The organism is Geobacillus sp. YF-1, from assembly GCF_052692335.1.
Genome location: NZ_CP199850.1, coordinates 831274 through 846335, shown reverse-complemented (window position 1 = coordinate 846335; position 15062 = coordinate 831274). Strand labels below are relative to the sequence as shown.

At 53.2% G+C, this 15062-nt stretch carries 16 protein-coding genes; 7 read left to right on the top strand and 9 right to left on the bottom strand.

Features of this window, described 5'->3' with window-relative positions; translation table 11 throughout:
• Positions 1 to 5: 5 nt before the first annotated feature.
• From ACTVIM_RS04265 to ACTVIM_RS04250, 4 genes are all read right to left on the bottom strand, one after another.
• Positions 6 to 905 (bottom strand): RluA family pseudouridine synthase, encoded by a 900-nt coding sequence (locus ACTVIM_RS04265; protein ID WP_144973287.1) that lies wholly within the window; start codon positions 903 to 905, stop codon positions 6 to 8.
• A 334-nt stretch (positions 906 to 1239) separates the two neighbouring features.
• Positions 1240 to 2055, bottom strand: coding sequence for an NAD kinase (locus tag ACTVIM_RS04260; protein WP_033018836.1), 816 nt, complete (start codon positions 2053 to 2055; stop codon positions 1240 to 1242).
• Positions 2052 to 2690 (bottom strand): GTP pyrophosphokinase, encoded by a 639-nt coding sequence (locus tag ACTVIM_RS04255; protein WP_033018860.1) that lies wholly within the window; start codon positions 2688 to 2690, stop codon positions 2052 to 2054. Before ACTVIM_RS04255 ends, ACTVIM_RS04260 begins: the two co-directional genes overlap by 4 nt.
• A gap of 364 nt (positions 2691 to 3054) precedes the next feature.
• Positions 3055 to 3444: a UPF0738 family protein gene (locus ACTVIM_RS04250; RefSeq protein ID WP_445613749.1), complete on the bottom strand. Its 390-nt coding sequence runs from the start codon at positions 3442 to 3444 to the stop codon at positions 3055 to 3057.
• A 136-nt stretch (positions 3445 to 3580) separates the two neighbouring features.
• On the opposite strand from ACTVIM_RS04250, the gene ACTVIM_RS04245 reads away from it, so the two are divergent.
• The 5 genes from ACTVIM_RS04245 (at position 3581) to ACTVIM_RS04225 (ending at position 6812) form a co-directional block, all read left to right on the top strand.
• On the top strand, positions 3581 to 4171 hold the full coding sequence (locus ACTVIM_RS04245; protein ID WP_445613748.1) for a CYTH domain-containing protein: 591 nt from the start codon (positions 3581 to 3583) through the stop codon (positions 4169 to 4171).
• Positions 4168 to 4764 carry a lytic transglycosylase domain-containing protein gene (locus tag ACTVIM_RS04240; RefSeq protein WP_445613747.1) on the top strand — a complete coding sequence of 199 codons (597 nt, stop codon included), beginning with the start codon at positions 4168 to 4170 and terminating at the stop codon, positions 4762 to 4764. The genes ACTVIM_RS04245 and ACTVIM_RS04240 overlap by 4 nt, the downstream gene beginning before the upstream one ends.
• A 98-nt stretch (positions 4765 to 4862) precedes the next feature.
• Positions 4863 to 5276 (top strand): globin domain-containing protein, encoded by a 414-nt coding sequence (locus ACTVIM_RS04235; RefSeq protein ID WP_033018842.1) that lies wholly within the window; start codon positions 4863 to 4865, stop codon positions 5274 to 5276.
• Complete coding sequence (gene spxH / locus ACTVIM_RS04230; RefSeq protein WP_033018843.1) at positions 5269 to 6159, top strand: ClpXP adapter protein SpxH; 891 nt, start codon at positions 5269 to 5271, stop codon at positions 6157 to 6159. The genes ACTVIM_RS04235 and spxH overlap by 8 nt, the downstream gene beginning before the upstream one ends.
• A gap of 455 nt (positions 6160 to 6614) precedes the next feature.
• Positions 6615 to 6812, top strand: a complete 198-nt coding sequence (locus ACTVIM_RS04225; RefSeq protein WP_445613746.1) for a hypothetical protein — start codon at positions 6615 to 6617, stop codon at positions 6810 to 6812.
• A gap of 11 nt (positions 6813 to 6823) precedes the next feature.
• On the opposite strand, the gene pepF is transcribed toward ACTVIM_RS04225, so the two are convergent.
• From pepF to mecA, 4 genes are all read right to left on the bottom strand, one after another.
• A complete protein-coding gene (gene pepF, locus ACTVIM_RS04220) occupies positions 6824 to 8692 on the bottom strand; it encodes an oligoendopeptidase F (RefSeq protein WP_445614302.1) in 1869 nt (622 codons plus the stop codon).
• Positions 8682 to 9977, bottom strand: a complete 1296-nt coding sequence (locus ACTVIM_RS04215; RefSeq protein WP_445613745.1) for a competence protein CoiA — start codon at positions 9975 to 9977, stop codon at positions 8682 to 8684. The genes pepF and ACTVIM_RS04215 overlap by 11 nt, the downstream gene beginning before the upstream one ends.
• A 552-nt stretch (positions 9978 to 10529) precedes the next feature.
• On the bottom strand, positions 10530 to 12038 hold the full coding sequence (cls, locus tag ACTVIM_RS04210) for a cardiolipin synthase (protein ID WP_033018848.1): 1509 nt from the start codon (positions 12036 to 12038) through the stop codon (positions 10530 to 10532).
• 126 nt (positions 12039 to 12164) lie between these two features.
• Positions 12165 to 12845, bottom strand: coding sequence for an adaptor protein MecA (gene mecA, locus ACTVIM_RS04205; protein ID WP_445613744.1), 681 nt, complete (start codon positions 12843 to 12845; stop codon positions 12165 to 12167).
• Positions 12846 to 13053: 208 nt separating this feature from the next.
• Here mecA and ACTVIM_RS04200 point away from each other — a divergent pair, with 208 nt between their 5' ends.
• Positions 13054 to 13713, top strand: coding sequence for a YjbE family putative metal transport protein (locus ACTVIM_RS04200; RefSeq protein WP_033843309.1), 660 nt, complete (start codon positions 13054 to 13056; stop codon positions 13711 to 13713).
• A gap of 417 nt (positions 13714 to 14130) precedes the next feature.
• Here ACTVIM_RS04200 and spxA read toward each other — a convergent pair whose 3' ends face one another.
• Positions 14131 to 14529, bottom strand: a complete 399-nt coding sequence (gene spxA / locus ACTVIM_RS04195; protein WP_033018851.1) for a transcriptional regulator SpxA — start codon at positions 14527 to 14529, stop codon at positions 14131 to 14133.
• Positions 14530 to 14827: 298 nt separating this feature from the next.
• On the opposite strand from spxA, the gene ACTVIM_RS04190 reads away from it, so the two are divergent.
• Positions 14828 to 15010 (top strand): hypothetical protein, encoded by a 183-nt coding sequence (locus ACTVIM_RS04190; protein WP_445613743.1) that lies wholly within the window; start codon positions 14828 to 14830, stop codon positions 15008 to 15010.
• The last annotated feature ends 52 nt before the right edge of the window (positions 15011 to 15062 follow it).

Genomic DNA, 15062 nt, shown 5'->3' with positions numbered 1-15062 from the left:
TTTGTTCATCCGCCCGCGCCTTTGATCAGACGAACGAGATCATCGGGAAGCGGAGCGGCGAACGTATACAGCTTTCCCTCGAGCGGATGAACAAACGACAACGCTCGGCTATGAAGCGCTTGGCGGCCGATCATTTCCCGACTTCCGCCGTACAGCTCATCACCGGCCAGCGGATGGCCAAGATAGGCCATATGAACCCGGATTTGGTGGGTGCGCCCGGTCTCAAGCCGAAGGGCAACATGTGTATAGCCAAAGAGCCGCCGCAGCACACGAAAGTGAGTAACGGCCCGTTTCCCATCCTCCCGCACTTCGCGGGCGATGATGCTGTCGCTCCGCCGCCCGATCGGCGCGTCAATCGTCCCTTCTTCCTCGATAATGACGCCATGGCAGATGGCCTCATACGTGCGTGTCACTTGCCCTTTTTGCTGCAGCGCCGACAGCAAATGGTGCACATGGCGGTGTTTGGCCACCAGCACAAGCCCCGACGTGTCGCGATCAAGCCTCGTCACCACATGAACGGTCGACTCGAGCTGCTGCTGCCGATAGTGGTGAAGAATCCCGTTCGCCAGCGTCCCGCCTGGGTGATGGCGCGACGGAATCGTCGCCAATCCGGGCGGTTTGTTGACGACAAGGACGTAGTCATCTTCATACACGATGTCAAGCGGCATCGCCTCGGGCTCCATCCAATCGCTTGTCCGCTCCGGCGGAAAAACGACAGACAGCCTCTCGCCGGCGCGGAGCACATGGCGGACGGTCACCGGTTGTCCGTTCACAAGCAGCGCCCCGCCGTGAAATTTGATATCGGTAAGCGCGGTGCGCGAAATGTGGTTCTCTTGCAAAAACTGACGCAGCAGCTTTCCGTCATGCTGTTCATCGATCAAAAACGTCATCGTCAACGGCGGCACAGTTTGTCACCTTTCTGCTTCCAAAATCAGAAGATGGCTTGCTTTCAACTCCGTTATCAATGCTGGGCTTTCCCCAACCAACGTTACGCTGAAGCTACAAATCGACGCCAGCGGTTGGCCCCTTTCCTAAGCCTTACGCTGAAGGCTTCGACTCCGTTGTGAAGGAGTCGCGCCCTCCGCCTAGAAGGCTGGTGAAAAACCGCTGTCACACACCAATGATCGCACTTTCATTCAGAAAAGAAGGCTGTTTCTACGAGGTTTCTCTAATTGAGAAATGGGTGGAAGCAGTAGTATTTTGCACGAAATCACCAGCCTCCTAGGAACAGAAACATTTCTACTCCGTGATAAATGAGTCGCGCACCCGGCGCCAAAACGGAAACGGGCGAAAGCGGGCGAAACGCACTTTTTCATCCGCCACCCGGCATTGAATCGATTTCACTTCTTTGTGCAACAGCGACAAATGGTCGATGGTAATTTGAAAATCGACATGATTGACCGGCTTGAGCAAGCACGTATGGTGCGCCGGCAGCACGAGCGGCGAGCCGATCGTGCGAAAGACGCGATTGTTGATCGACGCCATTTCCGTCACTTGAATCGCTTCAAGCGACGGATGCAAAATGGCACCGCCGAGCGCCTTGTTGTAAGCCGTGCTGCCGGTCGGCGTGGAGATGCATAGCCCGTCACCGCGAAACCGTTCGAACCAATCGCCGCGGATCTCAACGTCCATGACGAGCGTCCCGCTGACGCATTTCACCGTGCATTCGTTAAGAGCAAGGTATTTCGTTTCCTTCTCGCCACTAATATGGCGCACGGTCACTTCAAGGAGCGGATACTCGACGACTTGATACGGCGTTTTAGCGATGGCGATGACCAGCTTTTCGATCTCCTCGGGCACCCAATCGGCGTAAAAACCGAGATGGCCCGTATGAACGCCGACGAACGCCGTCTGATCCAACCGATGGCAGTAGCGGTGGAACGCATACAGCAGCGTTCCATCCCCGCCGACGGAAATGACCAAATCAGGCTCCTCTTCGTCGCAGCGCAGATCAAAATCGAGCAAATACGTTTTCATCTTTTGCGCCAAGGCGTTCGAGACGTCATCGCCTTTGGACGTAATGGCAAACGCGAGCGGGGCGTCCGTTCTTGTCATTGTCCTTCTCCTTTTGCCTCTTGTTTTCTGGAAAATGCCGCCTGCGCCTCTTGAATCTCAAAACGGATTTTGGACATTTCCTCATCCAGACGGTAAGCGGCCTCGGCGGCCCGCTGCAGCCGGGCTTTAATATCTTCCGGAAAACGGCCGCTGTATTTATAGTTTAGCGAATGCTCAATCGTCGCCCAAAAGTTCATCGCCAGCGTGCGAATTTGGATTTCCGCCAAAATCTGTTTCTCACCGCGGATCGTCTGCACCGGATAGCGGATGACAATATGGTACGAACGGTAGCCGCTCTCCTTTTTCTGCGTAATGTAGTCGCGCTCCTCAACGATAGTAAAATCGTTTCGTTGGCGCAAAAGTTCAACGACCGTCTTGATGTCGTCGACAAACTGGCACATGATGCGCAGACCTGCGATGTCTTGCATCTCCTCTTCAAGACGGTCAAGCGGGATGTTTTTCTTTTGCGCCTTATCCAAAATGCTAGCAATCGGTTTCACTCGCCCGGTGACAAATTCAATCGGCGAGTGCGCCTCGATCATCTCAAACTGGGCGCGAATGCCCCGCAGCTTCACTTTCAGCTCCTCGACAGCCTGCTTATACGGGGCTAAAAACAAATCCCAATGATTCACCATCGTACCACCTGCCTCTATACGTTTGCATTTCCCCCGGCTCGGTGCCAACCCACAAGGAACGCCGCTGCCGTCCTCTTTTTCCAGCCAGACGAAGAGCCGCACTTCTTGTTCGGTAAACATCCCGAACTGACGCGAATTTTCATCCCCGGATAGGGATAAAACGCCGCCCATGGAACGTTTCCGTGAAAGTCCCGAACTGACGCGCGATGTTCATCCCCGGGTGGAGGGCGGATCACTGCCCATGGAACTTCTCTACGAAAAATCCCGTCAGCAAGCGGTCACTTTCATCCCCGGGTCGATGTTACATCGCTTACCATGAAAATGCCGAACTGGCGCGGATTTTCATCCCCGGGTCGAGGGCAGATCACTGTCCATGGATCTTTTCTGTAAAAAACACCTCTTGCACGGCCTGTTCCAGCTCTTCCCCATAATTGGCATTGCCGCGAATGTTATCGAGCAAATAAGCGAGTTCCTCGTCAAACTGTTCGAGTTCGACGGCTTCCTCTCCGCTTTGCAGACAAACGGGCTCCTTGGCGGCTAGCGTCGCTTTCAATTCCCGCCACCATTGTCGGGGAATGGCGACGTAAAGAAAGCGGTCATTCGTTTCCAAAAGGTAAACAAACGCCAGCCCGTCGGAATCCACGAGCATATGGCGCTTTGGGGCCACATCGGCGAGCGAAACGGGAAGATCAGCGCGCAGCCAGAGCCGCCCCGCTTTCCGCTCCGCGTGATGAACGGTCACTTTCTCGTTCATGCTTTCTCTCCTTCCACCTCAACCAAACCTCCGCCCTTTATTTTACCATATTCACCCTCTGCAAACGAAATAATTGATATTCAGCGAAAAACAAACGATAATAGAAAGAGACGATGTCCGAAGAAGGAGAACAACGATGTACCAAGAAGTAGAGAGGGAATGGAAAAACTTGCTGACGCGGGAAGAGTTCGCTGCCATCCGGGCCGCTTTCGGCTTGGATGACGACGCTTTCCGCCGCCAAGAAAACTATTACTTCGACACCCCTTCGTTTGCTTTGAAACAACAAGGAGCGGCTCTGCGCATTCGCGCCAAAGACGGTCGCCTGATGTTGACGCTGAAACAAACGCAAACGGACGGGACGCTGCTGGAAACGCACGAGCCGCTGACGCCGTCTGAAGCGAGCGCGCTTCTCAACGGGGCCACCCCGCGCGGCGGAATCGCATCGCTGCTAGTAAATTTGGGCATCGATCCGCATCGTTTGCGCTGTTTCGGCTCCCTCGTCACCGATCGCGCCGAATGGCCATACGAAGGCGGTACGTTATGCCTTGACCATAACCGTTACTTGCATTGCGAAGATTATGAACTCGAATATGAAACCGATGACGCCGTGGCGGGTGAGGAACGGTTTTTGCGCCTGCTCGCTGCGCTTGGCATTCCCCGCCGTCCGGCGCCGAACAAAATCGCCCGCTTTTATGCTCAAAAGGATGAAATGGGGGAAAAGGAATGACGATTTCACCGTTGCAATTGCTTGTGGAATGGCAGGCGCTCGCCTCGTTTTCGCCTAATCGTTCCAGCCTCTCGTCGCCCGTCCCTTCGCTGTTTTCGACCCTCTTGGCCGAATATATGAAAAACCAAGCCGAGGCGGCGGAAACGCTTTCGACTTCGGATGCAGGGCGTGCCAATGCCAGCGCGTCGAACAAGGAAACGGTCCCGTTCTCCGGGGCGTCTTCCATTGATCGTCTTATTGCGGCGGCCGCGGAAAAGTACGATGTCGATCCACATCTGATCCGCGCTGTGATTCACCAGGAGTCCGGCTTTCGTCCTGACGCGAAAAGTCGAGCGGGAGCGCTTGGATTGATGCAGCTGATGCCGAGCACCGCCAAAATGCTGGGCGTGGAGAATCCGCTTGATCCGGCGCAAAATATCGACGGCGGAGTGAAATACTTGCGCCAGCTTCTCGACCGGTATAACGGCGATGTCACGCTCGCCTTAGCCGCGTACAACGCCGGCCCCGGAAACGTCGATCGTTACGGCGGAGTGCCGCCGTTTGCCGAAACACAAGCGTATGTCAGACGCGTGCTCGACCGCTGGCGCATCTAAACGGCGGTCAAGTCGCTTTGTTTGAGCTAGGCGGCCGTTGCTGATAAAATAGCAATCAAGCGACAACGTATGATCTTCAAGCAAAAGGAGCATCCGCGATGGGAGAGCAATGGCAAACTCTTTATGAGGCGATTGGTGGAGAGAAGACGGTCGCTAGGCTTGTCGAAGCGTTTTATCGGCGCGTAGCTGTGCACCCGGACTTAAAGCCGATCTTTCCTGACGATTTGACAGAAACCGCCCGGAAGCAAAAACAATTTTTAACGCAATACTTAGGCGGGCCACCGCTTTATACGGAGGAGCATGGCCACCCGATGTTGCGGGCGCGCCATCTCCGCTTTGAAATCACGCCAACGCGGGCACAAGCGTGGCTTGCTTGCATGCGGGCAGCGATGGATGAAATCGGCCTGTCCGGTCCAGCGCGCGAACAGTTCTACCATCGGCTTGTGCTCACGGCCCATCATATGGTCAACACTCCAGATTCTCAGGACAGAAAGGAGCATTCCCTTGAGTGAGAAGTTCGCTGGGAAAACGGCGCCGGCCTGTGCCGATTCCCAGCCGCTAGGCAGCACGAAGAAACCGCTTGAGCTGTATCTCTTTATCGATCCTTTATGCCCGGAATGCTGGGGGCTTGAGCCCATTGTAAAAAAGCTGACGATCGAATACGGCCGTTTTTTTACACTGCGGCACATATTGAGCGGAAAATGGGCGACATGGCGCGCGAAAGGGACGAAGGCCGAAGCGCTAGCAAAAGCGTGGGAATGGATAGCGAACCGATCTGGCATGTCATGTGATGGAAGCGTGTGGCTCGAAAACCGGATTTCCAGCCCGTTTGCCCCGTCGCTCGCCATTAAAGCGGCGGAAATGCAAGGAAAACGGGCCGGTCTCCGCTTTTTGCGCAAACTGCAAGAGCAGCTCTTTCTTGAAAAGCAAAACGTCGCCGATTTGGAAGTGTTGGCCGAATGCGCGGCAGAAGCCGGGCTTGACGTCGATGAATTTTTGCGCGATATGCACTCGCCCGGAGCGGCAAAAGCGTTCCAATGCGATTTAAAAATCACGTCGGAAATGGATGTGGAAGAAACCCCGACGCTCGTTTTGTTTAATGAAAATATCGAGGATGAAGGCATTAAAATTTCCGGATGCTACCCGTACGAGATTTACGCCGAGTTGATCGCCGAAATGCTCGGCTTCCATCCCGAGCCGTCCCCTCCCCCTCCGCTGGAATCATTTTTAGGTCATTTTAAATTCGTCGCCACAAAAGAAGTTGCCGTTGTGTACAATTGGACGATCCAGGAAGCGGAAACGGAAATGAAAAAACTGCAGTTGAAGCAAAAAGTCGAGCGGGTGCCTGTGAAGCACGGAACGTTTTGGCGTTATATCGAAGAGTCCGAACCTTAACTCAAACCATGACACAAAAGAGCCCGGCGAATGCCGGGCTCTTTTGTGTTGTCAAGACAACAAAGGGGATGGGAGAAATTGTTCACGGTCAAACAAAGGGGTATCAGGTTTTTGTCTTCCGTTCACAGTTTTATCTTACCAAATGGACGAATCGATTGACAACCCCTTTGCTCGTTTGTTCACATGATTGTCATAATTTTGGCCGCTTCCTTCGCGGCCAGTGATTGAAGGGGAAATACTGCTCTCCAACAATGTTTCGCAAACGGAAAACCTTGCAATGTCATCATTTCATTCCTTGTGATTTCTCACCAATCGAGCGAATCGGTTGTTTTTCACCAGCCTGCCCCGTTTCCCCACTCAAATCAGCGAAGCCGCTCTTTTTTCATCCGCCGGCCTGCAACGTAGATGGACAGCATATAATGAAGGAAGACAGCCTAACAAGGGAGGTCGTCTTCATGAAAGAGCGAATCGCTTTTTTCTTTTGGACGGCGGCCGTCATCGTCGCATTCATCTTGAATTTGCTCGGATTCATGCGGCTCATTCCGCTCTGGGCGACAATGCCGCTGCTGTTTTTCTGTCTCCTTGGCCTCGTATCGACTTGGAACCGCCGTCATCAGTTTAAGGGATTGCCATCGAAACGAATGCGGCTGTAGCCGCATTCGTTTCAGCTCCCAAGCAGTCGCTCGAACTCTTCCAGTTTTTCGGCGAATACTTGGCACGCCTGGCGGATCGGCTCGGCGCTCGTCATATCCACCCCGGCTTTTTTCAGCACTTCAATCGGATAATCGGAGCTGCCCGCTTTTAAAAAGTCGATGTACCGCTTCACCGCCGGTTCGCCCTCTTCAAGAATTTGCCGGCTAAGCGCCGTCGCCGCGCTGAAACCAGTCGCATATTGATACACGTAGTAGTTGTAATAAAAATGCGGAATGCGCGCCCATTCCAAACCGATTTCTTTGTCGACCACCATGTCGCTGCCGAAGTACTTTTGATTCAAGTCATAGTACAGCGATGTCAGCGTCTCTGCCGTCAGCGCCTCCCCTTGCTGCTCCTTCAAATGGATCAAATGCTCAAACTCGGCAAACATCGTCTGCCGAAAGACGGTGCCCCGGAATCCTTCAAGGTAATGGTTGAGCAAATACAGCCGCTTTTTGTTATCATCGATCGTTTTCAATAAATAATCATTCAACAGCGCTTCGTTGCACGTCGACGCCACTTCGGCGACAAAAATCGAATAATGGGCGTACGGATACGGCTGCGTTCGGCGTGTGTAGTAGCTGTGAACCGAATGGCCGAACTCATGAACGAGCGTAAACAAATTGTTGACGTTGTCCTGCCAGTTGAGCAAAATGTACGGGTGTGTGCCGTACGCTCCCGAGGAATAGGCCCCGCTCCGCTTTCCTCGGTTTTCGCGGACATCAACCCAGCGATTCTCAAGTCCTTCTTTGACAATGGCGATGTATTCCTCCCCGAGCGGCGCCAACCCTTCCAGCATATACTGCTTCGCTTCGTCATACGTCACTTCCATTTTTACCTCTTTGACTAGCGGCGTATATAAGTCGTACATGTGCAGCTCATCGAGCCCGAGCGCTCGTTTGCGCAGCCGCACGTAGCGATGCAGCAGCGGCAAATGCTCGTGGATGGTAGCGATCAAGTTGTCATATACCCTCTCAGGAATGTTGTTCGCATCCAACGCGGCCTGCCGGGCGGATTCATAGCGGCGGACGCGAGCAAAAAAGTTATCCTTTTTCACCGCGCCAGCTAACGTATTGGCAAAGGTGTGTTGGAATTGATCGTACGTCTGGTACACCGCGTAAAACGCATCGCGGCGAACACGGCGATCCGCGCTTTCCAAAAAGCGGATGAAACGCCCGTGCGTGACTTCCACTTCTTCACCGTTTTCATCGACGATGGCCGGAAAGGTCAAATCGGCGTTATTCAACGCGCTGAACGTGTTGGACGCTGACTGCATCACCTCGGCCGCCTGCGCCAACAGCGCCTCCTCCTCAGCCGAGAGAACGTGCGGGCGTTGGCGCGTAATCTCATCTAAGGCATGAGCATACAATCGAAGCGGCTCGTACTGTTCCAAAAAGGCGCGCACCGTCGCCTCATCGATGGCCAAAATTTCCGGAACGATGAACGCCATCGCGCTGGACGCTTCGCTGTATAAACTTTTCGCCCGAGCGTCAAGCCCTTGGTAAAAGGAGTTGGTTGTGTCTTGATCATAGCGCATATGGGCGTATGTATACAGCTTGCCAAGCCGCATCGACACCTCGTCTTGATATTGCAGCGCCTCATACAGCAGTTCCGGCGATTCGCCAAGCCGCCCTTTGTACTCCCCGAGCTTCGGGATCATGGCTTTCACTTGACGGAACTCCTGCTCCCACGCCTCATCGGTCGGAAAAATGTCTTCTAGCCTCCATGTCTCTTCAATCGGAATCTCGCTGCGCGATGGCAGCGACTTTTTGGCCTTCTTTTCCTCCACCGTGTCATCCTCCTCCACAATATGATCGATACACGAATTATTATTCTCCATTTCTTTTTTCTTTTCCTGTTTTTTGCTCATGTTTTCCGCTTGGCGCCAACTCGAGCGCCCGCCAATACGCCGCCAGTGCCGGCGTGTCGCGGATCGTTTCGAGAAGTCTCCCCTCTTGCCGCAGCATGTCTTCCACGGTGGCCGGAAACGTGAGCGGCTTGACGAGGCGAAGCTGTTCCCCAGCTTCGCGCTGAAGATAGCCGAGCAGCCGCAGCCAATGCACATACTCAGCGACGGCCTGCCGGTAGTTGTCGCGGCCGACAAGCGGCAAGCGGCGGGGGACAAGCCGTCCGGTGCGGATTTTTTCATCCATCCAGCGCAAGAGCTGGGCCATCGTCATCGTCTGTCCCGGCGCGCGAAGAAACGGAAGCAGCACGTACGTCTGCCAAATGAACGGAGCCGTCTCCCATAAATAGCCGCGCGGCAGCGGCCAGCCCGCTTCAACCGGAAACAGCGCCGGCACGATCCCCAATTGGTAAAAGTCGGAACAAATCAAGCGAGTCGCCCGGTTCGGGTAAAGCGGAAACGTCCGGCGCCACTGTTTTTTCTTTTCGAGCCATTGTTCCCAAAACAGCGGGGGAAGCGGCGGATGGCAAGCGGCGGTCAAAGCGGTGAAATCGAGCGAGGAAAGCGGAACAGAGTCAATCGTGGCCAACGCGCGGCGAACAGACAACGGCAAGGGACGGACGAGACGGATGAATCGCTTCGTTTCGGTGCTGTAGTACCATATATGAGGAAGAGAGGAAGAGGAAAAGCGATGAGCAAACAGCCATTGAAAGCGGGAAAGCGCAACATCTCCCGCCGGCGTTGACAAGCGCCGCAAATGATGAGCGCCCAACACCCAGAGCGGGCGAATGCCGAGGCGGCGATAACCGTCATTGCGCTCGTAAAACACGGATTCCTCGATCGTGGAGCACTGATACTCGAGGGCATAGAGATGCCACTGATGGCGGAACAGCACATCGGGGCGTTGGCGAATCGCAGGCAAATACGGTTCTAGCTTCGCTTCGATGCCTTGGGCGGTAAGCCATACAAACCAGTCGCGTTTTCCGATCAAGTGCCGCTCCGATTCCGGTTCATGCTCAGCCGGACAAGCCGTTCCTTTCCGATGAGCAAAATGCGGCAAGCGACGGGGGCCGGACCGCAGCACGACTTCCTGGCGGCAGGCAGGGCAAAAAAACGGCGCGCGGCGCTTCCAACCAGCCAGCCGCTCCTCGCTCCACCGTTCCGCCCCGACAAGCGACAACACTGTTCCGTCCGCTAAAAGAGCAACGAACAACCGCATCACTCCTTTGTCCATCAAAACTAGGTGGCTGGTGATTTCATCATGGATACAGCTTTACACTGTCATTTTTTAACTAGAAAAGCCTCGTTGCATCGATCCTGCTTTTCGCTCATTCTCCCATTGATGAAGGGAATCAGCCGTTTTTCACCAAGCCATCTAGGAGACCGGTGATTTAAGCGGACAAGCCGTTTATCAAACCCGTTTTTCAAATAGAAAAGCCTCGTCGCATCACGATCACCTTTCAAACGATCCCCCATTGCTCAAAAGAAACAACCGTTTTTCACCAGCCTTCTAGACAGGGGGCGAACGCCAATCCGACACACCACGACGGACAGCACTCGTTCCCGTCAAGACAACGGTTCGTTCCCTTCGATTGCGAACGAAAAATGACAAGCTTCCCGTGCCACGCAACGAACGGATATGCCAAAAGCGTCATCACGCCTTCCGCGGTTGCTGGTTTACGCGTTTTGTATTCGCCAACCCCCGTCCTTTTTCCTGCCCATGGCGCAGCAAAAAAACCTGCCCGAATGAGCAGGTGTTCCTTACAGCGCGTTACAAGAGCGGAGACAACAGCCGGGACACCGATTCAGCAAGGCGAACGCGAAACGGGCGCCGCTGAAACTGTTCATAATCGAGCACGGTCGCATGGCGGAAGTCTTCCAGAAAATCTTGGACGAGCTTTTGAATGCTGTCAGTATAATACAAAAACGCGTTCACTTCAAAATTTAAATGAAAGCTGCGCATATCCATGTTCGCGGTGCCGATCGACGCGAGCTCACCGTCAACGACAATGACTTTGCTGTGCAAAAATCCTTTTTCATACTCATAAATTTTCACCCCCGCTTCCAACAGCTCAGGAAAATAGGAGCGCGAGGCGTAAAAAACGATCTTTTTATCCGGCCGCTTCGGCGCCAAGAGACGAACATCGATGCCGCTCAACGCCGCCACTTTCAGCGCCGTTAAAATGTCTTCATCCGGCACAAAATACGGCGAAGCCACCCAAATCGACTGCTTGGCGGAAGTGATCATGGCAAAATACAGCTGCTTGATGACCTCCCACTTCTGATCGGGACCGCCGGCAATCAGCTGCACCCCGCCTTGTCCTTCTTCGTCGATCAACGGCGGTGACAAGTAGTCTGGCGTCAACAGCCGCTCACCCGTCATATAATACCAATCTTGCCAAAAGATCAACTGCAGCGTTCGGACAGCCTCCCCGCGGATGACTAAATGCGTATCGCGCCAAAACCCGAAATATTCGTTCTTCCCCAAATATTCATCCCCGATGTTCAGCCCGCCGACAAATCCGACGCTTCCGTCGATGACGATAATCTTGCGATGGTTGCGAAAGTTGATTTGATTGCTCAAAAACGGCAGGCGCACGGGGGAAAACGGGATCATCTCGACACCGGCGGCGCGCAGCTCCTCGATATAGTCGCTAGATAATTTCCAGCTTCCGACCGCATCGTATAAAAAGCGGATTCGCACCCCTTGGCGAGCCTTTTTAATCAACAATCGCTGCAATTGTTGACCGATCTCATCATGCCGGACGATATAATACTCCAAATGGATATGATGAGCCGCTTTTTCCAGCTCCGCAAAAATGGCGGCAAACGTCTCGTCCCCATTGGTCAGCACCGCGGTTTGCGATGCGAGCGAAACCGGGTGCTGACCGATGCGATAGGCCAAGCGCAACAACGGCTGCTGATGGGGCGCCATCGGCAGCCGCTCGACAGCAAACGGCGACGGCTCTTGAAACCGAAGCAGCACCGCTTCATCAAAGTCTGCTTTTCTCTTGAAACGGCGCTGCTGCCAATAGTTACGCCCAAACAAAAGGTAAAACAAAAAGCCGACGAGCGGGAAGCTGCCCAGCACGGCAAGCCAAGCGATCGTTTGCGCCGGCTGGCGATTTTCCAATGAAATGACAAACGCAATAAAGACAACCGAACAAGAGATGAGCACGCTGAAAATACCGAGCAGCTTTCCTTCCCAAAATCCATGTGTCAAGGTCAGCAGCGCACCGACAACGACAACAAGAATGGCGACTCTAGATGAATTTCTCAAAAAGACCCCCCCACCTGCTTTTCATAAGCAGCCGCCTAATTTCTCTTTGTTTCCCCGCCCCGCGGGCTGACTTTGGCCATTGACGCAGAAAACGCCGATTTCTGGCGCGAAATCGGCGAAAGAACCTTATCGAGCAGGAAAATACGTTTTCAACGTTTCGAGCGCATTATCGCCCATGATTTCTGTTCCATACTCTTCAAGGCGGTAAATCGTCAGCTGCGAGTCGCTTCCGTATTCCAGCAGAAGGCTGAGCACATTGTCGACTTCGTGTTCAGAGTAATGGTCGCCAAATTCGACAAACAAGTAGTACCGCCCCTCAAATTGGAACAAACGGTTCGACAATCCAGAAAAGTCAGCGCGGTACGCCAGCGAAAGGATATCCTCAAAATCGTTGAAGGAAAGGATAAATTGCAGGACATCTTGTTCACCGCCATCTTCCAGAGCCGCCTTGGTCCCGAAATGGAAATGATGGCCGAACAGCGATTCCATTTTCTCATCAGCGGACAGCGTAAACTCGCGCCATTTTTCTTCCGGAAGCGGCAGTTCCAGCTTGCTTCCATCCTTGGACAGCTGCGCTTTCGTCACCACCACTTCCAGCCCTTTTTCCAATGCCTGCACTTGAATCCAAAGCGGGCCCTCGAGCGAAAAGTCGCTTTCCCCATGGACTTCATCCATCATTTCCCAAAACAATTCTTCGCTCCGTTCGCGATTGTACCAAATTTCCTCACGGTCAAAGCCGCGCTCTTCTATATCAACGTAAGAAATATAAAATTTCACGGTATGCTCGTTAATACGTTCCATTTCCATCTTTCTCAACTCTCCCTTCTACACAAGAGAAATAAAAAGGGAAGGGATCCAAACCCCCAAAGACTATGCCAAACTGCATATCTTGTACTTTTATTTTATGATAAAAAACAGAGGAAGGGAAATAAAAAAACGCGTTTTTAAAAATTGGTTATGAAACCGGCCATGTCCTACTATAATGATGATGAACACGGACGGAATGAGGGACGCGATGATGGACGAATATATCGTTTCGATTTTGCTCATTATCGGCATTGATGTCATTCTCGGTGGGGATAACGCTGTTGTGATCGCCTTGGCGAGCCGCAACTTGCCGGAACGAAAACGCAACGCCGCCATTATTCTCGGCACCGCTCTCGCCATCGCTGTTCGCATTGTCTTGACCGCAGCCGTTGTTTGGCTGTTGACCGTGCCGTTCCTGCAGCTGGCGGGCGGCATCGTTCTCTTTTGGATCGCGCTCAAGCTGATTGGGAAAAAAGAAGAAACATCGGCTGTCATCAAAGCCGAACCCTCTCTCTGGAAGGCCGTTCGAACCATCGTTGCCGCTGACGTGGCCATGGGCCTTGACAACGTCATCGCCATCGCCGGGGCTGCCCAAGGTCATATCGGGCTTGTCATCTTCGGCTTTCTCTGCTCGGTTCCTATCATCATTGTAGGCAGCAAACTCATCCTTTATGCCTTGGAGAGGTTCCCGTTTCTTATTTATGTCGGCGGCGCTTTGCTCGCGTATACAGCCGGAAAAATGATCGCCGCCGAAGAACGGCTGCGCCCGTTTTATGACCCGCGCTGGGAACTCCTATTCCCGCTTTCAGCGGCCGTTCTTGCCGTTTTGCTTGGCTTTGCGGCCAACCATCGATCGCGCGCCGCATAACCCGAAACGCTCCCTAGGCAATCCCTTGCCCTCCAGCTAGGAAGGAAACTGGCCGCTTGTCGGCGCGTGATTTTCACAAAACGATCCACGGGCAATGCCTTGCCCTTCACCCGAGGATGAAAATCATCGTTCGCCAAGGCGTACAGGCACGAAAGTTCCATGGGCAGCGATTTCACCTAGGAGGACGAAAACGATCGCTCGCCGATGCGTATGTTCACGAAAGTTCCAATGGCAGCGGTCCGCCCTTCACCCGGGGGACGAAAACGTCGCTCACCGATGCGTATGTTCACGAAAGTTGCATGGGCCACAATCTGCCCTTCCCCCAAGGGGGGGAAGAAGCAGGCGCCAGTGCGACATGTTCACGGAACAGATTATGATAAAAAACTTCTACATGGCGAACCATGTAGAAGTTTTTTATCAGCCGTTGACGAGCCGCTGTGCTTCGCGCAGCTGATACGCGCGCACTTTGCGCGGCAGAAAGCGGCGGATTTCATCTTCATTGTAACCGACTTGCAGCCGCTTTTCGTCAATGATGATCGGTCGGCGCAAAATGCCCGGATTTTTTTGAATGAGCTCATATAAATCTTGAAGCGGCAAAGTTTCCAAATTAATGTTCAACTTTTGGAACACTTTTGAACGAGTCGAAATGATTTCATCCGTCCCCGTTTCCGTCATCCGCAAAATTTCCTTAATCTCCTCAACCGTTAGCGGCTCGGAGAAAATATTGCGTTCGACATATGGAATATCATGCTTCTCGAGCCACGCCTTCGCCTTCCGGCACGATGTGCAGCTCGGTGATGTGTATAGCTTGACCACTTTGATCACTCCTTTTCACAAGGAATCCCTTGCTCCATCTGTCCCCTTTACGCGAGGACAGGCATCATGCGAAGCATTCGATGGCATAGCGGTACGGCCTACACCCGCCGATGCGGCCGTCAGCAGGGTTGCCAATCGTTTGCAAATTGAAATGACTTTAACATGATATATTATACAATAAATCCGCAAAGAAAGATATAGTTTTTCCATCAACCATGGAATTTTCTTTCGTTCTACTTTCCAGCGCTCTAAAAATCGTCTACAATGAAAGAAGAAGAGGAAAAGGGAGGAAAAACGAATGACCGGCTATTTCCTCGATTTTGTCATCGTGGCGGCGCTGATCGTCGGGGGCACGGCGTTGATGGGAAACATCAGCCGTACGATGGGAGAGCGTTTGTTTGGTCGAAACAAAAGAAGAGCACACATTGAGGCCTCCCGTCACATTCAGCAAGGCTGGAACGCTGTCGGCGGGAAAAAATAACCGTTCTCGAGGTAGCGCGCGCACATGCGCCGTCTCCCACCGCTTTCCTTGC